Source organism: endosymbiont GvMRE of Glomus versiforme (genome assembly GCF_003546845.1).
This window is the reverse complement of record NZ_NWVA01000001.1, coordinates 579,870-598,658: the sequence shown is the minus strand read 5'-3', so window position 1 is coordinate 598,658 and position 18,789 is coordinate 579,870. Positions and strand designations below refer to the sequence as shown.

At 31.5% G+C, this 18,789-nt stretch carries 21 protein-coding genes; 10 read left to right on the top strand and 11 right to left on the bottom strand.

What is annotated here, in order from left to right:
* Positions 1-43: 43 nt before the first annotated feature.
* The 6 genes from GvMRE_RS03370 to GvMRE_RS03345 all read right to left on the bottom strand — a co-directional run bounded on the left by GvMRE_RS03370 (position 44) and on the right by GvMRE_RS03345 (position 5,292).
* Entirely contained in the window at positions 44-1,678 is a 1,635-nt protein-coding gene (locus GvMRE_RS03370; protein ID WP_147409860.1) for an MBL fold metallo-hydrolase, read from the bottom strand.
* A gap of 104 nt (positions 1,679-1,782) precedes the next feature.
* Entirely contained in the window at positions 1,783-2,721 is a 939-nt protein-coding gene (locus tag GvMRE_RS03365; protein WP_147409859.1) for a DUF6940 family protein, read from the bottom strand.
* Positions 2,722-2,742: 21 nt separating this feature from the next.
* Entirely contained in the window at positions 2,743-3,072 is a 330-nt protein-coding gene (locus GvMRE_RS03360) for a hypothetical protein (protein ID WP_147409858.1), read from the bottom strand.
* 59 nt (positions 3,073-3,131) lie between these two features.
* Positions 3,132-3,665, bottom strand: coding sequence for an alanine--tRNA ligase-related protein (locus tag GvMRE_RS03355; RefSeq protein WP_147409857.1), 534 nt, complete (start codon positions 3,663-3,665; stop codon positions 3,132-3,134).
* Positions 3,666-3,680: 15 nt separating this feature from the next.
* A complete protein-coding gene (locus GvMRE_RS03350) occupies positions 3,681-4,607 on the bottom strand; it encodes a hypothetical protein (RefSeq protein WP_147409856.1) in 927 nt (308 codons plus the stop codon).
* 52 nt (positions 4,608-4,659) lie between these two features.
* Positions 4,660-5,292 carry a thymidine kinase gene (locus GvMRE_RS03345; RefSeq protein WP_147409855.1) on the bottom strand — a complete coding sequence of 211 codons (633 nt, stop codon included), beginning with the start codon at positions 5,290-5,292 and terminating at the stop codon, positions 4,660-4,662.
* 102 nt (positions 5,293-5,394) lie between these two features.
* On the opposite strand from GvMRE_RS03345, the gene uvrB reads away from it, so the two are divergent.
* Positions 5,395-7,371 (top strand): excinuclease ABC subunit UvrB, encoded by a 1,977-nt coding sequence (gene uvrB / locus GvMRE_RS03340; RefSeq protein ID WP_147409854.1) that lies wholly within the window; start codon positions 5,395-5,397, stop codon positions 7,369-7,371.
* A gap of 2 nt (positions 7,372-7,373) precedes the next feature.
* Here uvrB and GvMRE_RS03335 read toward each other — a convergent pair whose 3' ends face one another.
* Positions 7,374-8,111: a hypothetical protein gene (locus tag GvMRE_RS03335; RefSeq protein ID WP_147409853.1), complete on the bottom strand. Its 738-nt coding sequence runs from the start codon at positions 8,109-8,111 to the stop codon at positions 7,374-7,376.
* Between the two features lie 160 nt (positions 8,112-8,271).
* Here GvMRE_RS03335 and GvMRE_RS03330 point away from each other — a divergent pair, with 160 nt between their 5' ends.
* Positions 8,272-8,943, top strand: a complete 672-nt coding sequence (locus GvMRE_RS03330; RefSeq protein WP_147409852.1) for a hypothetical protein — start codon at positions 8,272-8,274, stop codon at positions 8,941-8,943.
* Positions 8,944-8,973: 30 nt separating this feature from the next.
* Here the strand turns inward: GvMRE_RS03330 and GvMRE_RS03325 are convergent, their stop codons facing one another.
* Both GvMRE_RS03325 and GvMRE_RS03320 read right to left on the bottom strand, forming a co-directional pair.
* Positions 8,974-10,164, bottom strand: coding sequence for a hypothetical protein (locus GvMRE_RS03325; protein WP_147409851.1), 1,191 nt, complete (start codon positions 10,162-10,164; stop codon positions 8,974-8,976).
* Positions 10,140-10,739: a hypothetical protein gene (locus GvMRE_RS03320; RefSeq protein WP_147409850.1), complete on the bottom strand. Its 600-nt coding sequence runs from the start codon at positions 10,737-10,739 to the stop codon at positions 10,140-10,142. The genes GvMRE_RS03325 and GvMRE_RS03320 overlap by 25 nt, the downstream gene beginning before the upstream one ends.
* A 130-nt stretch (positions 10,740-10,869) precedes the next feature.
* On the opposite strand from GvMRE_RS03320, the gene GvMRE_RS03315 reads away from it, so the two are divergent.
* Positions 10,870-12,813 carry an ATP-dependent helicase gene (locus GvMRE_RS03315; RefSeq protein WP_147409849.1) on the top strand — a complete coding sequence of 648 codons (1,944 nt, stop codon included), beginning with the start codon at positions 10,870-10,872 and terminating at the stop codon, positions 12,811-12,813.
* Positions 12,814-12,832: 19 nt separating this feature from the next.
* Here the strand turns inward: GvMRE_RS03315 and GvMRE_RS03310 are convergent, their stop codons facing one another.
* Together GvMRE_RS03310 and GvMRE_RS03305 are read right to left on the bottom strand one after the other, a co-directional pair.
* The gene (locus GvMRE_RS03310; RefSeq protein ID WP_147409848.1) at positions 12,833-14,077 is read right to left on the bottom strand and encodes a hypothetical protein; all 1,245 of its coding nucleotides are present in this window, start codon (positions 14,075-14,077) and stop codon (positions 12,833-12,835) included.
* A 6-nt stretch (positions 14,078-14,083) separates the two neighbouring features.
* Positions 14,084-14,356, bottom strand: coding sequence for a hypothetical protein (locus GvMRE_RS03305; RefSeq protein WP_147409847.1), 273 nt, complete (start codon positions 14,354-14,356; stop codon positions 14,084-14,086).
* A 392-nt stretch (positions 14,357-14,748) separates the two neighbouring features.
* Here GvMRE_RS03305 and rpsN point away from each other — a divergent pair, with 392 nt between their 5' ends.
* From rpsN to GvMRE_RS03270, 7 genes are read left to right on the top strand one after another with little or no spacing between them, the layout of a single operon-like run.
* Entirely contained in the window at positions 14,749-14,940 is a 192-nt protein-coding gene (gene rpsN / locus GvMRE_RS14465) for a 30S ribosomal protein S14 (protein WP_147409846.1), read from the top strand.
* Positions 14,934-15,335, top strand: a complete 402-nt coding sequence (locus GvMRE_RS03295) for an uS8 family ribosomal protein (protein ID WP_245939627.1) — start codon at positions 14,934-14,936, stop codon at positions 15,333-15,335. The genes rpsN and GvMRE_RS03295 overlap by 7 nt, the downstream gene beginning before the upstream one ends.
* A 2-nt stretch (positions 15,336-15,337) precedes the next feature.
* Complete coding sequence (gene rplF, locus GvMRE_RS03290; RefSeq protein ID WP_147409844.1) at positions 15,338-15,898, top strand: 50S ribosomal protein L6; 561 nt, start codon at positions 15,338-15,340, stop codon at positions 15,896-15,898.
* 55 nt (positions 15,899-15,953) lie between these two features.
* Positions 15,954-16,358, top strand: a complete 405-nt coding sequence (locus GvMRE_RS03285) for a 50S ribosomal protein L18 (protein ID WP_147409843.1) — start codon at positions 15,954-15,956, stop codon at positions 16,356-16,358.
* Positions 16,359-16,367: 9 nt separating this feature from the next.
* Positions 16,368-16,931: an uS5 family small ribosomal subunit protein gene (locus GvMRE_RS03280; protein WP_172575231.1), complete on the top strand. Its 564-nt coding sequence runs from the start codon at positions 16,368-16,370 to the stop codon at positions 16,929-16,931.
* 2 nt (positions 16,932-16,933) lie between these two features.
* A complete protein-coding gene (gene rplO, locus GvMRE_RS03275) occupies positions 16,934-17,338 on the top strand; it encodes a 50S ribosomal protein L15 (protein WP_147409841.1) in 405 nt (134 codons plus the stop codon).
* A gap of 2 nt (positions 17,339-17,340) precedes the next feature.
* Positions 17,341-18,771: a hypothetical protein gene (locus GvMRE_RS03270; protein WP_147409840.1), complete on the top strand. Its 1,431-nt coding sequence runs from the start codon at positions 17,341-17,343 to the stop codon at positions 18,769-18,771.
* The last annotated feature ends 18 nt before the right edge of the window (positions 18,772-18,789 follow it).

Here is an 18,789-nt window from a genome sequence, read left to right as displayed (position 1 = left end):
ACTAACTTTATTAAAAAAAAGGTAAAATTATTCTGATAAATCACTATCTTTGGTTTTCCAAAAATAATAAAATAGTGGGTGATTTTAGGTCAATATCATGCTCAAAATTTAGATATCTTTCAATGCAAGTTTCTAGGTATCGCTCAATTCTTTTTCTTCAATTTCTAGGCATTTCTTGAGGATTTGTCTTGTCAGATAAGCTAATATTTTTTTCATTGTTTTGCTTTTCAGTTAAATCAGGGCTGATTTTTTTGTCTCATCAATGCCTAATTTTTTCTTCTAATTTTTTCCAATTAACTGTTGAGGAAATGGCAGCAGTTTCCAGTTGTAAACTTTTAATTTTCAAAATCTTTTGTTCCCATTTAAGCATGAGAAAAACAACTAAAAAACCACTTTGAAATAAATTTTGCCTTTGAGCAAGTAAAATTTTTTCTGTTTCTCACTCTCCGCGAGGAAAAGGATGAACTTTTCGGGTAGGAAGCGGTAAATAACTTTGATTAGAGCAGGTTAAAAAATGGCTCTTTTTCAAATAAGAAAGATAATTCTTTTGCTTATAGCTGTTTTGGAGAGTAATAGTAAATTGAGGTTGAACTACTTCTAAAAGCAATTTTAGGTCGGTAAAACTAGTGCCTAAGGAAAATGTTTCATTACGGCTAAAATTGTGAACCTCGCCTTTTTTTTGGTAAAGATAATCCACAATACTGGCTGTTTTGCTTTCACCACCATGAGCAGAGGTAATTCCTGCCATAAAAGTAATAATTTCATTCTTGCCAAAGTGCTTTTGTGCCAAAGTGTTTTTTAATTGTTCTTCAATATTTTGGGGAGAACCAACTAGTAAATAAATAGTATTTTCCGTTGAGGGTTTTCCTTCTTCAATTAGAACTTCTTTTAGTTTATCATTTTTTAATATTTTTTTTAAAAGTGCTAAAAACTTCGGGTCTAAAACTTGAATTTTTTTTTGTCATTGTTGGGCTAATTCGCATAGTTCAAAAATATGCAATCAGTCATAATCATAAAGCAAGAAAAAATAATTTTTCTCCTTGGCTCAACTGCGAGCAGTTAAAAGCAAAGAATTTTGTCTGTTTCAAGCCAAATTGGGACAAGAAGTAATTAAATAAGTAGTTTTTTTTTGGTGAGTAAGCAAATCCTTTAATTGGGTAAAAAAAGTAGTATCAGATAAGTAATTATTGTTTAGCAAATTATTTAAAATAAAATCTTGTAAGTAATAAAAAGTGTAATCTTGATAATTAATCATCACTGCTAAGTTTCCTAAAACATAACTATTTAAGGGTAAAAATCGTAAAATAAATTCGTCCACTTGTAAATTTTTATTCGGCTCAATTGGAACAAATTTATCTTTGATTTTTGGCTGCGATGGAAACAAATAATCAAAAATTAAAAAAGTGTGCTGGCTGCCATAAATGGGACACTGTAAATTTAATTCTTGGTAAAGATGAGGTAAAAAAGCACAGTTCTTAGGAAGGACATTCGGTAAAATAATAGCCTTGATTTTGGCTTTATTTTTAGTTAGATAGTCGTAGTTGATTGTTTCTTGGTGATTTAAAAAAGGGGCATTTTCTCCGGCTGATAAAAGTAAAATACTTTGTTCTGTTTCCAAAGCACAAAGATTGCCTTCATTTTCCCAATTACCTTGAAAAAGTAAAAATTTAATATTCATTATTTTCTAAATTTAAAGTTGCGAGTTTTTATTATAATTAATTTTAACCTTAAAGCAAAATTATGAAATTTCACTTAAACTGTTTATTAAAAAAAGTCGGCTATTTATTTTTTCTTTCTCAATCAGAGGAAAACACCTAAACTAATTAATATTAATGCTCCTCCGCTAATTCCTATAATTCACGGCAAATTATTCGGGTTAGTGGACTTAGAACTATCAGAATTATTTTGCTTAACTTCTTGGTTTTGTTGAGTACTAGAATTATTTTCATCATTTGGTTTTTCATTATCGTAATTAGTTGACGGTTGAAAACTATTATCAATTGAAAGCGGGGGATTTTCCTCAGTTGGAGGATTTGGCTTATTGTCTTGATTTTCTGGTGTTGGTTGATTATTATTTGGAATCGGCAATTGATCGTTTTTGTCATTTTGGCTATCTTCGGCATCATCTTCTGTAAATTCCTTATATTCACTCCAAGAATAATATATGGGTTGCTTGTCAATCCTGACATGTAAATAAGGAACTCCTAAACCATGAGCAGATAACCAACGGGGATTTTTGTCTTCTAAATTTGTCTCTAATTGCCGAGCAACTTCTTGCCAAAGAGTTTTTTGTTGTTCACTATTATCAGGAACATTTTGGATAAAACTAGCCAAGTTTTTGTAGTCTAATTCTTCATTGTCTTTATTTTTTTCAGGCAGAGGAATAATTAAAGTGGCTCCTCTTCTACTGATGAAAGATTTTTCATTTTTATCAATATACTCTTTAAAAGACGAGTAGTTTTGATTAATGTTATTTAACTTTTCATTCTTGATTACCACAAATTCAAAGGGTCTATTCAAAGTATCCTTGGAAATTGGCAGACACTCCCAAAAATAAGCACTTTTAAGTTGAGAATTAGCATCTTTCAAGGCATTTGTTAATTCTTGACCTCCTGTTTTTAATAAATTAATAAAATCATTTCAGGTTAGTTTACTGTTATCCGGCTTGGTGAATTGGTACTTGATAGCATTGTTGTTTATCTTTATTGTTAGGAATTTCATATATATATATATATATATATTTTATGTTATTTCTCTTTCTAATTGTTCAACTTGTCTTTGAAATTGTTCGGCTGTTTTACTGGCTTGAAAATACTGAATTAAGCCTCACAGGCTAGTTATTAAGCCAAAAACTCCAATGGCTAGGGAAACATAAAAAACATACTTGAAATTAGGCATTTGCTTATAAATTTTATCATAGTCAAGGAGAAATTTTTCAATGGCTCAATAAATTAGGAACAAAGAAAAGGCTCTCAGACCACTCCAAATTTCTCCCATGGCTCGATTTTTTTCTCTTAAAGCATCTTTTCATGCTTCTCTAATTTTGATATAATTGATTATTTGCTGGTTCATATATATTTTTTTAAGTTTTCTTTTTAAAGGATAATATTATATTTCCTACACTTTTGCAATTAAAATGCTGCTATTCCTCTCTTTTCACGATCTTCTTTGCCACGTTTTTTTTGTTTTTCCAGCAATTCATTAAATTCTTTTTGTGAAAAATCATACCCTTTTTGTTTTAAACAATATTCAATCAATTCCAAAGGTATACCATCTGTATCATACCAAAAGAAAATTTTCTCAGCAGGAACTAATTTTTGCGAATTCTTTTGACAATATCTATCAATTTTTTGAGAAGAGTTTTGAATAAAATTGAAGTTGTGATTAATTTCTTTTTTTAAACTATCAAAGATCGAACTTTCTTTTTCTTTTAAGTGAATGTAAAAAGAACCGTTAATTTCAATCAATTTTTGACTAAACGCCAGTAAATCCTCAGGAGAAAAATTAAGAAAAAAACTTAACAAAACTGCTCTTTTAACCAGTTTTTTCAAAATATAACCTCGACCCTTAGGGGCAAAAGCAGCCCCATCTGCCAAAGCAAAAATAGTGGTGCGAAGATGGTCGGCGATAATATAATAATTGCCCTTTTGTTCGTTAGCGTTCATTGTTTAATTTATTTTTTACTTTTTCTTTCTTGTTTTTATCAGAAAAATTACTATTCCAAAAAAAATTATAACTCCGCTAATGGTTAGGCCAATTATCAAAACTCAATTAGTAGGTTTAGTGGAGTTAGAATGATTGCTTGATTTTTGTGGCTGATTACCAGAGTGGATTGTTTTTTGATGAAGAATATTTGGATTTTCAGGATTTTGTAGTTCTGTAATTTTCATTAATTCTTTTTCCTTAATATCTAAACTTTTTAAAAAGGCTCGTAGGGCTAAACTATTATCCTCTCAAAATGAGAGACCCAAACGACGGCAATCGTCCTCATGGTCTACTCAATTATATTTACCAATTAATTTTCCGTTGATTATAAAATCTCCGTCCGCTCGACCGGGAACACTTGAGTCGCCGGGAACCCCGCCTTTGGTAGCAGTATTAATTTCCTCGTCCAATTTTTCGCCCAAAATTTTCTCTACTATGGGTTGGACTACTTTTTGTTTATAATTTTTTTCACGAGCACTTTTGGCAAATAAATAATAAAAACTCATGTCAATATAATCAACATATTCCTTTAATCAAGCTTTTTCCACAATTTCAGATTTGTATAAATAAGGTTCTAGTTCTTGGCGAGCCTGGCGAATTGAATTTAAGAGAGTTTTATTATCAGGCAAAATTTTTTTAGTTATTCCTAAATTAGTATTTTTTTCTCACTTATCCTCAAAATCGCTTATATCGTCATAAAGCTTATCGCCTACTTTTTTTTCAATTACTTTTTCTAATCCTTCCTCTATTAATTTTTTTATAAGTCGAATATTTTTCTTCTTCTCACAGCACAAGAAGCAAAAATTTGCTCGACTTGCTTCATAAGCGCCAACACAGGTAATAATATAATATTTGTCTGTTAGTTCTTTTTTACAATCTCGACAATTACGCTGTCTTGTCATAATGATTTTTTTTACTCTAATTTTTAACTTTATTTGAGTTTCTTACTAAAAATTAAGACCAATTAATTTTTTCTCCTACTGAGGCAATTAACTTATTAACTACATGACACGAACGACAACGGGCTTCATAAATCTTTTCTCCTCCTGGTAAAATAACCGGATCAGTAGCCAACGCTGGCCGACTGCTAATTAATCTTTGGCTCATGGTGGCTTCTTCATTGCAAACTCGGCAAATCGCAGTTAATTTAACAATTTTTTCTGCTAAGGCTAACAAAAAGGCAGTACTTTTAAATGGTCTGCCTCGAAAGTCTTGGTCTAAACCTGCCGCTATTACTTGATGACCTTGCTTAACCAGTTTGTTTAAAATTTTGACAATTTCTTGGTCAAAAAAATGTAGTTCATCAAGAAAAATAATTTCAGTTTCTGGCTTCTTTTTTAGATAAGTGCGTATTTCTGTTTCTTCGCCTTTGTTAATCACTATAGCGGTTATTTTATTATTTATGTGAGAAGTTATTTCCGTTTCTGAATAGCGATTATCCAAAGAAGGCTTAAAAATCACGATTTTTTTTTGTGCATATTGAGCCCGCCGAATTTGTCGTAATAATTCTTCGGTTTTTCCTGCAAACATGGGACCAGTAATGATGGTTAATTTGCCTTTTTTGCTTGGTGAATTGCTTTTTGCCATATAAAAAGTTTTACAAAACTTCCTCTTTTTAGCATTTTTAGAGACCAAAAGATTTTTCATTTTCCTTAGACTAAACGAAACAAGTAAAAAATACTATAACTCATGTTTCGTCTCATCACTGACCTTAATCCCCAAGGAGACCAAGAAAAAGCCATTCAGCAATTAGTTAAAAATATTCAGCAAGGCAAAAAACAACAAGTTCTCCTTGGAGCTACCGGAACAGGCAAAACTTTCACTATGGCAAATGTTATTGCCCAAATCCAAAAACCTACTTTAATTCTTGCCCCTAATAAAACTCTTGCTCTGCAAATTTACCAAGAAATGCAGAATTTCTTTCCCCAAAATAAAGTTGAATATTATGTTTCTTATTTTGATTATTATCAACCGGAAGCATATAAACCACATTCGGACACTTATATTAGCAAAAGAACCCAAGTTAATGTGAATATTCAACGAATGCGTTTGAAAACTTTAAATAGTTTAGTGACTGAAAAAAATGTAATTGTAATTGCTTCGGTGGCAGCAATTTACGGTTGTTTTGACCCAAAGTCTTATCGCAAAGCCATTTTAGAATTACATCAAGGTCAAAAAATCAGTAAAAAAAAAATCGCTACTTGGCTCACTAGACTTGGCTATAATCCTCATGCTTTAGAACTAGAAGAAGGTTGCTTTTTTGTTAAAGAAAACAGCATTGTTTTAAAAATAGTTTGAGAAGAAAATCATTATTGACAATTAGAAGTTAAAAATGATATTTTGGAGAAAATAGAAAAATATTCAGTAAAAGATAAAAAAACTGAAACTAAAACAAATATCCTTATCCCTCCGACCAGAGAATATATCTATCTCACCGAAGAGGAGAGTAAAAGCATGACCGAAATTTTAACTGAAATTAAGCAAGAATTAAAAGAGCAAGCAGATAAGTTTCACCAAGAAGGAAAAATTGTGGAAGCCCGACGCCTTGAAGAAAAGATTAGTGAAGATTTAATTAATTTGGGAGAAACTGGCTATTGTCCCATGATTGAAAATTATGCTCGTTATTTTGATGGTCGCAAGCCAGGAGAATGCCCTTATGCTTTACTAGATTATTTTGAAAAAGATTATTTAACTATTGTTGATGAATCCCATTTAGCAGTTCCCCAAATTAAGGCTATGTATAACACTGACCATAGCCGCAAAAAAACTTTGGTTCAATATGGTTTTCGTTTGCCTTCTGCTCTGGATAATCGACCTTTGAATTTTACGGAGTTCAAAAGCAAATTGTCTTTTATCGTTTATACTTCTGCCACCCCCGGACCTTATGAACGAGAGCAAACTAACCAGCAAGTAGTCGAACAAATTATTCGCCCTACTGGACTTTTGGATCCCCAAGTGGAAGTTCGTCCTACTAAAAACCAAATTGAGGATATTATTCAATTAATCCAACACCAAATTGATAAAAAAGAAAAAACGATTATTTATGCTTTAACCATCAAAATGGCCGAGGATATCGCTTATTTTCTGAACCAACGAGATATTAAAGCAATTTTTTTACACAGCAAATTAGATATTTTTGCCCGCAATCAAGCAATAACCAGTTTAAGAAGAGGAGTTTATGATGTAATAGTTGGTATTAATCTTTTACGCGAAGGCTTGGATATGCCCGAAGTTTCCTTAATTTGTATTTTAGATGCTGATAAACCAGGATTTTTACGGGATACTCGTTCGCTCATTCAAATTATCGGTCGAGTGGCTCGCCACCAAAATGGACGGGTAATTCTTTATGGAGATGCCATTACTACTAACATGCGAGAAGCAATGGCCGAAACCCAAAGGCGTCGCAACATCCAAGAAGCCCACAATCAAAAAAATCAAATCACTCCGCAGACTATCCAAAAAGAGATATTTTTCCTCGACCCTCGCTTAACGGCTTTGCGTAAAGAAAAACAAGAAAAAAATTGAAGCAAAAAAAAATTAGGCAAAGAAATTCGCTCTCTCCAACGAAAAATGAAAAAAGCGGCTCAAGAATTCGATTTTGACAAAGCGGCTGAATACCGGGATTTAATTTTGGATTTACAAAAAGGAGCAACAAACAAGGATTAATTTTATCTTTTAGTACAATTACCGCAAAAATACTCTACTTTTGGTGGGTTGTCTCAGTCACAATTAGGTCAGGTTTTTTTAATACTTCCTTCGGTTCCTAGGCAAAAGTTTTTACCGCACTTGTGGCAAGTTCTTCATTCATTTTTGTGTTTCTCTTTTCTTTGTTCTGCTTCTTTTTCTTCTCGGTTGGCTTCACTTATGGGGTGAAATTCGTAATCGGTTCGGCGATGAAATTGGCTGTCTCCTCCTTGTTTTCTTTCTTTTACTAGCAAGTAATTATCTTTTAATTCTTTTTCTCATCCAGTTCAGTCACTATTTTCTCAACATTCTTGATATTTAGTAAGAATTTTCGGCATTTCTTCTGCTGAAAAACAATTTTTTCCTTCTTCAAAGAAACTATGATTGTCGCCTTCGTTTTTAAAAAACGACCAATTTACAAAATATTTTCCTGAAGTTGTTTTTTGAATTTTTATTGTTTTTGTTGGACAACGTGAAGTCTTGTTTTGTTTATTCTGAAAATTCTGCAAACGTTCGCCACAATGTTGACAAAAATCACCACTTTCAAGGACTTCCTTTTTACAGTTAAAGCAGTGTCTTTCTGAATTTAAACTACTAGAGTTGCGAACTATTTGTTTTTCTTTTTCTTTACTTTTCAAAAAAAAGAAAAATCCTGCCAGTAAAAAAGTTAGTGCGATTAAACCTACAACTAAATATTGTTTTTTTTTTTTGTCATTTTTCATTATTTATAATACAATTTTATTTACTATGATTTGATTTTGTAGTTTCTTGGTTGAAATCAGTTAAAAAGTTTTTAGTTTTTTTTACATGTTTGTTCATGATTTTTTCACACAGACAAAAGGAGCAGCAAAAAAATTCTGATTATTAAAAAATTAATTATATATGAGCAAAGTAGAAAATTCTAAGCGTTATCGAGAAATTTCCCAAAAAATCGAACCAAATAAGCATTATTCTCTCACCGAGGCTTTAAAATTTCTCCAAGAAAACAACCCAGAAAAGTCAGAAAACATTGAAATGGCTGTGTCGTTACACTGAAACGAGAAAAAAGTGCCACTTCGAACTCAGTTGAGTTTGCCTTATCCTCTTAAAAAGCAAGAAAAAATTATTATCATTGGTGAAGAGTTACCCCCAACTCTTCAAAATAAGGAAAGAATAGAACTGGTAAGTGCCGAAAAAATCCCTCAATTAGTTAATAAGGAAAAAAAAATAAAAGTGCTGGCTCATGTTTCTTATCAGGACAAAATTAAACCCTTAGCCAAAGTTTTGGGACCAAAAGGGCTGTTTCCGAATAGCAAAAATGGCACTTTAACTGATGACTTAGAAAAAGCAGTAAAAGAAATCCAAGCCGGCAAAGTAGAAATCAAAACTGATAAACAGGGCAATATTCACTTTTTATTAGGCAAAACTTCTTTCTCTTTGGAGCAGTTAGAAAAGAATTATGAAAACGCTTATAAAACTATCATTTCTTTAAAACCAACTAACTGAAAAGGTGATTACATTCGCAATTCCACTCTTTCTACTACCATGGGACCAGGAATTAGAGTTTCAGCCTAATTTTATCTGCTTTTCTTTTGTAATTTATTATTAATCTTTCTTTTTTCGTAAGGAAGAAATAAGCAAAATAATTAATCCTCCTAAACAGAGAATAATTATTCCTAAGCCAAGAAAAAGTAAATGATAATCTTTGTTGCCGCCTTGGGAATGAGGAGTAGTTTGGTTAAGAGATTGGGCTTTTTTATTAATAATTTCTTCCATTTGTCGGAGAAACTGGTTAAGGGCTTGCTCAGAATTTAAATTGTTGAGTTGTTCACGTCAATTTTGGCATTCTGAGGGTAAATCTTGGTCAGTCAAGGAGAATTTTTTTAATAATTGTTTGATTTTTTGCCGAGCCGATTTTTTGGCTTCAAATAGGTTGTTGTCTTTTTTTTCTTTAACTTTAACATTGGTTATATTTATTAGAGGTTTTTCAGGAACGTTTTTTTCAGCAATCTTATCATCATCTTTATTTTTTTCTTCATTGTCTTCGCTTTCTGGCTCTTTTTCTGGTTCAGGTAGAGATAGTTCCTTAGTTTGTTCTTGTTCCGGAGCAACAGGCTTTTCTTCATTAAGTAATTGAACCATTAATCAAATTAGTCGTCATTTTGCCTCGTAAAGTATTTGATTTAATTCTATTTGCCTAAAATTCTGCTCGGCTTGCTGAATTATTTGCTCTGCTTCGGCATTAGGGTTAAGCAAAGTTAATTCTTGTAATTCAGTAAAAACGGTGATTTCTTCGTCTTGAATTAATTTTTGCTGGCTTTTTCTTTCTATTTTGGCTAATAATTTTTGTTTGCTAGGTGGTATTTTTTCTCGTTGGTCATTTATTCGATTTCAGTATTCTAAAAATAAAGCATTAGTTCTCCCTATTTTCGAACTATTAACTCTATTATAACGTTCAACAATGTTTTGATTATGGTTTGCTAGCGATTGTGGATTGATTACTAAAATGCGATTTCTTTCTTCACTTATTCCTTGGGTCATTCCTTTTTCTCATTCAGGGCTATCCCTAAAAGGAGTTCTTTTGTGCCCGTATCAAATTTGCCTTCGATAGTAAGCAGGAGCATTATTATCATAGTTCTTGGTTTCATCATTATCATCAATTCTAACATACTCTTCAGCACTAAAATTATTAACCAATAAGTCGTATATTCGTTGGTATCTTTCTTCATTCAGGAAAATAGCTGGATGCAGAGTATTTCCTTCAACATACTTTATTTCTCGGTCATATAGTTTCACCAACTTTCCTGCCAACGACCACCGCGGTTAAATCCATTAAAATATTCTCCTCCGTTATCAATATTTTGGTGCTTATATTCATTTAAGTGAAATTCTCCTCTCCTTTGCCGAATAAATTTTTCTAATTCGTCTAAAATATTATTGGGGTCTACTTCATTTATGCCGATGGCTTCTCCACTAAGACTATTGATAAATTCCAACCGCATATTTTCGTGATTAAAAGCAGCACATAACAAAAAACCGTCTGAACCATTTATTCAAGATAAAACTTTGTCTTGCTTGGAAGGAATAGTAATCTTATCGTAATAAGCACGAGATTTTATAACTATATCACTATTATTCATCCCTATTATTTCTACTCTGTCTTCATCTAATCCAAAAATATTTATAATGTCTCCAGGTTTGATAACTTGAAATCTTCTTTCAGTCATGGCTTCGGAAATTTGAATATCAAGAGTAGGATTTTCTATTTGTCTTCCTTTTATTTCAATAGGTTCTTCCGAAGTAAAAGTGAAATAATCATCTAATCTTCGTCAAACTTTTTTTACTGTAAACTTAATATCTGTTTTTGTCATAATTTCATATATATATATATATTGTTAACAACTTTTTAATTTTTATGATATTTTTTTATCATTATATTATAATAAACAAAATACAACTTTTTCCTAAAAGAGAAATAATAAACCAAAAATTCTTATAGTAATGGAATATTTACAAGAGTTAAATCCTCAGCAAAAAAAAGCCGTTTTAGAAGAGCATAAATTAATTTGTGTGATTGCGGGACCCGGTTGTGGAAAAACCAAAACTTTAATTAGTCGAGTTATTCATTTGTTAGCCGCAAAAAAAATTGAGTCTCGGCAAATTTTAGTTTTAACCTTTGCCAAAAAAGCCATTAAAGAGATTAAAAAAAGGATTTATCCTTATATTGACCCCACTCAAAAATCAGAGTTAAATATTTATAATTTTCATTCATTTTGCTATGCTCTTTTAAGTAAACATGTTTATTTATTAGGGTTTCCCGAAAACAAATTTCCTGTTTATGACCGTCACGACCAAGAAAATATTATCAAAAAAATTATTTATGAACTTAATTATAGTGCTGAAAAAAAGGAAATTAGCACCATTCTTTCTTTAATCAGCAAGTGAAAAAATAACTTTGGTGTTGACCCCTTGGATTTAACAGAAGTTGACCGTCCAAGATACCAAATTTATCAAGAATATCAAAAATATTTACAAGAAAATCAAGCTTTGGATTTTAATGACTTACTAATTTATACCATTAAACTTTTTCATTTACACCCAGAAATAAAGAAAGAATACCAAAAACAGTTTCTTCATGTTCTCGTTGATGAGTTTCAAGATGTTAATGATATTCAGTGAGAAATCGTTCAACAGTTAACTAGTAAAAAACAAAATTTATTTCTAGTCGGCGACCCGAACCAAGCTATTTATGGCTTTCAAGGAGCCAGTCCGCATTTAATTTCTTCTTTGGCCGAAAATAAGGAATGAACCGTGGTTTACCTAAATATTAATTACCGTTCAACAAATAATATTCTTTCCTTGGCTAATTCTTTTGTCAAAAAAAACAATGGCTTGTTAATTAAAAATTTATTAGTTCCCACCAAAGAAGAAGGGGCCAAAATTACCCAGTTTAGTTATTTTCCCTTAAAATTGATTATTCGTCGCCTTCGTTTATTGTTAACCAGAGAAAAACTACAATTTAGCGATATTGCTTTTCTTTACCGAAACAATTATCTTTCGATGCGTATCGAACAAGAATTAATTTCCCAAAAAATTCCTTATGAAATCCTGGGAGCCTTTAAATTTATTGAAAGAGGAGAAATTAAAGATGTTTTGGCTTTTTTGCGGACTATTCTTTATCAGGATAATCTTTCTTTGTTAAGAGTTTTAAGTTTAATGGAGGGTATCGGAGCCCGCACCATTGAAAAAATTGAAGTTAATAGCCAAAAGCAGGGAACAAGCATTTATCAGTATTTAAATAATTACCAAAATATTATTAACCTTTCCTCAGGGGATAATGAAAAAGATGACACAGAAATCCAACAATTAAAACTTAGCCCGAAACAAACCGCTAAAATTTGCGAGTTTGTGCTGAAAATCAATAATTTTAAAAATGCTCTTAACCAAAGAAAGCCCTTAACCCCTTTTATTTCAGAAATTTTGGAAGCCTTTGCTTATTGAAAGCATTTAGAGACCAAAACTAATAATCCTCGTGAAAGAGAAAAAAATATTCAACAATTCCTTAACGTGACTCAAACTTGGGAAAAAAGACGCCGAACTATTGATAATAATCTAACGGAAATATTGAGTGCTTTTTTACAATACTTTTTAATTGCTTTTGAAGACAAAAAATTAATTAAGACTCGTAATAATCTTATTCTTTCATCTATTCATCAAGCCAAAGGATTAGAATTTGAGATTGTTTTTTTTGTTTATTTGGATGAAGGAACCTTGCCCTACAAAGAAAATAAAGACTTAACAGAAGAAAAGCGTCTTTTTTATGTTGGTATTACCCGAGCAAAAAGACTATTATTTTTAATCAGTAGCAAGAAAGATAGTTGCTCCTCTTTTTTGGAAGAAATTGACAAAGAATTTATTCAAATGAGACTAGAAAATCAGAGATAAAAACAGCAAATTAATTTCGCTATTTTTCTTTTTTGCGGCTAATATTAATTACAATCAAAATTAATAATAAAATAACAATAATTACTCCTAAAACAATTCCCGCTCCTTTTCAATTAAAATAAGAAGATGAACGACTAGTTTGAGTGTTTTGAAAATTAGAAGAAGTATTTTCCTCTTTCGGTTGAGAATTATTGCTTTCACTCTCCTGGTTTTTACTTTTTTCGGCGTTTGAAGAATTATTATTAGTTTCAGAAGAAGGTTTTTTAGCAGAATTATCTTTTTTTCATTTTTCAAGTTTACCTTCTAATTCTTTTATTAATTTTTTTGTCGAAGAATTATCAATGTTTACCTTTTCTTTATCTTTGCTCTTTTCACTATCTTGAAAGTGTTTTTGTAAGTCATTTTTTAAGTCATCTATTTTTTTATCTATTTCTGCTTTTTTTTGTAAAAGTTCGTGATCTTCACTTCTTATTTTTTCTTCTTGCTCTTTCTGTGATTTTTCTATTTTTTCGCGAATGTTTTCTTCAAATTTTTCTTCGGTTTTCTCTTTTTTTTTTGGTTCTTGGTTTTTTTGTAAATTTTCAATTTCCTCTTGGGCTAATTTTTCTTCATTTTTCCTTTGTTCTTCGGATAAATTAGCAAGTTTTTGAATTAGGTTTTGTATTCCATTTTTACATTGTTCCAATCCTAGTTTAGTTTTTTCTTTGCGAATTCAATTTTTTCATCAGCCTCAATCATAAAATCGTATGCCTTTGGTTTGAATTTCCTGCTCGGTTTTTTCTATAATTTCCTTTTTTTGTTGGTTAAAATTGGCTATACTTTTTTCAATGATTTCGATTATCTTGTTTTTAAATTGGTTGATTTTTTCCTCTGTTCCAAGGCACGTAACTATATGGTAAAAATAATACTCTCTTTGTTCCTCCGGAGAACCACCGCTGCAAAAACAGTAGTCGGGTTGTAATTGAAGATATTCCATACTTTCCAAGGCTTCTTCTAAATCAATATTTCCTCTTTTTGCTCTTTCTCGTATTTCTTGATAGGCAAAAGTCATAACTTCTTTTAACTTTTCAATTTCTTTTTCTTCCTCTTCAACAACTTTCTCTCACTCGGACGAATAATAATAATTACGGTCGGCGAAAATGTATGCTAATCCTTTGATAGTTTCATCTTTTCAATGGTTTTTTCGACTGTCGTTAGTGAGAGATATGATGTTCCCCCCACTTTGGCGGGCTTGTTGGTAAATATATTCTTTTTTGACTACCAACCACCATTAGTAATTTCAAGGACCGGGCTTTGACCTAGTATGGTTTTCTATCTCAATGATACTTAGAGAAGAATAGATATTGTCATTAGCAGTTTTTCGTTGAGAAATAATTTCTCCTAATTTTTGCCGTAATTCTGCCGAAGAAATGTTATATCTTTTTTCTGAAATGTCGTTATAGTCTGGTTCTAAATCTCCTTGGCTAAAAATAAACCAGTCGGGGTTATTGCTATTAAATTCTTGGATTTTTCTTTTTAATTTTTCATTTGTTCCTACATACATAGCACTTAAAAAAACAATCTATTCTTTATAATAATAATTTTAATTAAAAATTGTGTTTTAGTTAGATAACTAATCAGGAAAAAAACGACTGCTGAGGAAATAATCATATAAGTCCACCAGTTTTTATTAGTAGGATATTTAGTTGCTAATTGGTCTTTGTAAAGTCTGTTTTTCTATATATTAGTTAAATTAGTGATTTATTGTTACAGTTAGTAATACGATTTGAAATTTGTTCGTTGGTTTTAATTAGGATTTATTAATCTTTTTATAAAAGAAACTTTTAGCATTATTTTTTGGAGAGAAAGAAAACGACCAAATATTAAAAAGAAATTTTGAAATAAATAGAGCCATTAGAAATTAGGTTGTTATTGACTTATCATTAAAAATATATTATGGCTACAGAAGCACAAATTCAAAAAGCAAAAAAAACACCAAAGTTTAAGACAAGGAAGCGTAATCGTTGCTTCTCGTGTGGTAGAGCACGAGGGCTTGTCTCTTACAAAAAATTTAATCTTTGTGGACGTAGTATTCGCAATTGAATTTACAATGGTTTAATACCAGGCTTTGCAAAAATTTCTTGGTAGATAAAATTATGTTGACTGATCCTATTGCTGATATGTTCACTTGTTTACGAAACGCTAACTTGCGGCAAAAACGTGCTGTTAGTTTTCCCTATTCTCGCTTTAAACTAGACATTTGTAAAAAATTAGAAGAAAACAATTATTTAACCGAGCATTGAGCAGATGAAAATAAAAGAGTAATTAAAGTAAAAATTAAATATTTTAATAAGGATAGTTTACTTCACGAAGTTAAAAGAGTTTCCAAGCCTTCTCAGCAAATTTATCTAAGTTTATCCCAAGTTAAAAAAAAATGCTTAGGGAGAAGAACTTATTTGATCTCCACTTCCCAAGGTTTATTAACTCACCACGAAGCCCTGGCTAAAAAAATTGGAGGAGAATTGATTGGTTTTATTAGTTAATTATGACAATTGTTAATCGTATTTTAGTTATTCCCGAAAATGTTCAGGTAATTATTAAAGAAAAAGAGCAAAAAATTGAAGTTAGTGGTCCCCGGGGTAAATTGGAATTGAAAATGTTTCCAGAAGTAAAAGTAGTTCAAGAAGGAAACAAAATTTTTACTAAGAAAATAGACACCAAAAGAAATTCAATAGTGAGAAAGGCATATGCTCTAACCGGGACTATGAATTCTTTACTTTATAATGCTTTAGAAGGAGTAAAAAATGGACATTCTGAACCATTAGTTATCAAAGGAGTAGGCTACAAAGTGCTGACAAAGGCAAAAAAATTAGAGTTTTCCTTAGGCAAATCTCATACTGATGAATTAGTTATTCCTGAGGGTTTAGAAGTAAATTGTCCTGATAATACTCAAATAATTATTCAAGGAATAAACAAAGAAAAAGTCGGTCAGTTTGCGGCTCAAATGAGAAAACTCCGTTCCCACCGTCCTTACAAATTAAAAGGAGTTTACTACAAAGAAGAAAAAGTTAAATTGAAAGAAGGAAAAGCAGGCATTAATAAGTAAAATTAATATTATGGATGCTTTAATGATTAAAACGTCACTAAAAGGAATTTAAACTATGAAACTAATTAATAGACAAAAAAAAAGAAAACAAAGAAAATTTAGAAGTGGGCTAATAAAAGGAAACTTAACAAGGCTCCGAGTAGTGTTGTCTAAAACTAATCGTTATTTAATCGCTCAAGTAATTAATGATGAAAAAGGACGCACGCTGATTTACTGCAGCACTGCCTACTTAAGTGAGAAAGCAAAAGAGGCTCAATGTCGCAAGAATCAAGAGTGAGCAAAAAAACTAGGACAAGAAATGGCCAATAAATTAAAAGAAAAAGGAATCAAAAAAATTGTTTTTGACCGTAATGGCTATCCTTATCCTTATATAGAAAAAAAGTTCAGAAAAAAGAAAGAAAAAAAGGGAAAAATTCACGCTTTTTGTGAAATAATGAGACAAGGAGGAATTGAATTTTAGATGATAAATATGAATAATGAAAAAAATGATTTAACTCGACAAATATCAAGGAGAGACAGAAATTACAAACGAACACAAAGAAGAGAACCAAAAGAACCTGTAGAGAAAATGATTCTTGCAGTTAATCCAGTTGATAAGGTAACCAAAGGAGGAAGACAACGAAGATTTACGGCTCTGGTTTTAGTAAAAAAAGAAAAAAGCGTTGCTTTTGGCTATGCACGAGGTAGGGATGTATTTACTGCTATCAAAGCAGCCACAGATAAGGCCGTCAAAGCCATTCATTTTGTTACTATCAAAGCAGCAACAGACAAAGTTATCAAAGCCATTCACTTTAATGAAACACCACGCACTATTCCTTACGATTTTAAGGTAAAATTCTGTGCTACAAAGATTCTCTTTCGTCCTGCTCCGCCAGGAAGCGGAATTATTGCTGGTGGAGTAATTAATTCGATTTTCAAATACTTAGGTATCAAAGATGTAAGTGCTAAAATCATTGACTCTAATAATAAATTAAACGTGGTCAAATGTACTTTTAAAGCTCTTAACAAAATTGCAAGAAGGAGGAACAATTAATAATGAATACGAAAGAATATTTAATTAAAATCAAAACTAAAACTAAAAAAAGTTGACGAGGGAGCAAAACTCACGGACGTGGCACCAAAGGACAAAAAGCTCGCAAAAGTGGTCGAGTGCGTCCCGGTTTTGAAGGAGGTCAAACTCCTATTTATCGCCGTGTGCCAAAGCAAGGAGTTTTTTTTCACCCAAAAAAAGAATTTATTATCGTTAACCTTGCCCGCTTGGAGAAAGATCAAAAAATTTTGCCTAAGCAAATGCTTGACTTTTCCCAAAGCAAAAAACCAGTAAAAATTTTGGGAACCGGAGAACTCACTAAGAATTTGACTATCCAAGCAGCAGCTTTTTCCCAAGTCGCACAAAAGAAAATTATCCAAGCCGATGGTCAAATCAAAATAGTTAAGTAAACATGAAAAAGAAAATAAGCCAAAGAAAAAAAATTTTCTCCTTTACTTTTATCAAAGCTTTACTTTGTACTCTCCTTGGCTTAACTTTTTATATTATTGGTAAGAAAGTAATTCCTTTTCCGGAAAAATGAATGGGAGCTACGGACAACCGGAGTTTGTTTTTTTTGGGAATTTCCATTCATTTAACTGTCAGTTGATTTGTGGGCATGTTTTTTATGTTCCTCGACCAAGAAAAATATGGGGAAAAAATTAAAAAATGAAGAGATCGCCTCAGTAAAATTTTTACTTTTCTGGGTTTTGTTATTGTTGGTTTAACTAGTTATTGAAGTTCTGTCAGCGACAGTATGGGGAAAATTGCTTTATTAACTCTGATTTTACTAGTAATTAATTGCTTAATTGACGCTTTAATTCAGTGAATGAACAAATACGGAGTTTGTAGCGGATTTAGTTTGTTACTTTTTGTGGAATTCTTACCCACTAAGTGAATTTCGGAGACTCTTTGACCCAGTTTACAAGGGAAAAATAATAATTGAGCCAACGCTGGCCTGTGGCAACAGCCTTGATTTTGTATGCTCTTAGTTTTAGCAATTACTATTTTTTTTATTTGAATTATTAACCTAAAATGAGAAGTACCAATTGAAAGCAATGCCACTCATTTTACTAATAACCCGCTGGTAAAAAAACATCGTTCTAAGTTAGGTTTTCGGATGAGTTTTAGTTTTATGCATCTCTATCAACTGGCTCAAATCTTAGGTTGATTTTTTATTCTTATTAAACTAATGGGAGGATGAGGAGGAGCAAATCATCCTGAGCCGAGTAATAATTTTTTCGTTAGAATGGTTCAAAAATGACAGTGAGTAAGTAGTGATTACCGTAATCCCCAAAATTTAAGTCGTCAATCAGTAGTTTGACGAGGAGGAAAAGAAGGCATTGGTGAAAGTTTTTTTCTCTTAAACAATAAAAAAAGGTTATTTGACAACTTATTTCAGTGAATCGGGGGCTGGAAAGGAGTAATCATTTTTGCTCTGTTGTTATTGATTATTTTTCGTTGGCTTGCCGTTTGATTTGGCATTCGCAAAATGAATTTAAGAACCAAAAAAATTAGTGATGATTTGAAAAAAAAAGGCGTTTACATTAATCACCTGGCTTCCGGTAAGTGAACCCGAGAACTATTAAAAAAAATAGTTAACCGCTTGGTTTTCTTTTGGTTTTGTATAATTTTGCTTTTCAATATCGTCTTTGACCAAATTTTTACCAATTTAGAAAAAAAAGAAGTGTATAATATAAGAGAAGCAGGCAAAGTAATTCCCGGAGCCTCTGAAAAACCAGGCCAATTTTTCCCCCGCTTTTTAGATTGATTTGGAAGCATCGGTATTGGCATTGATCTTTATCGACAAATCAGAACTAAATACAAATATAGTCAGAGAAATTAAAAAAAGTTAAAAATTAAA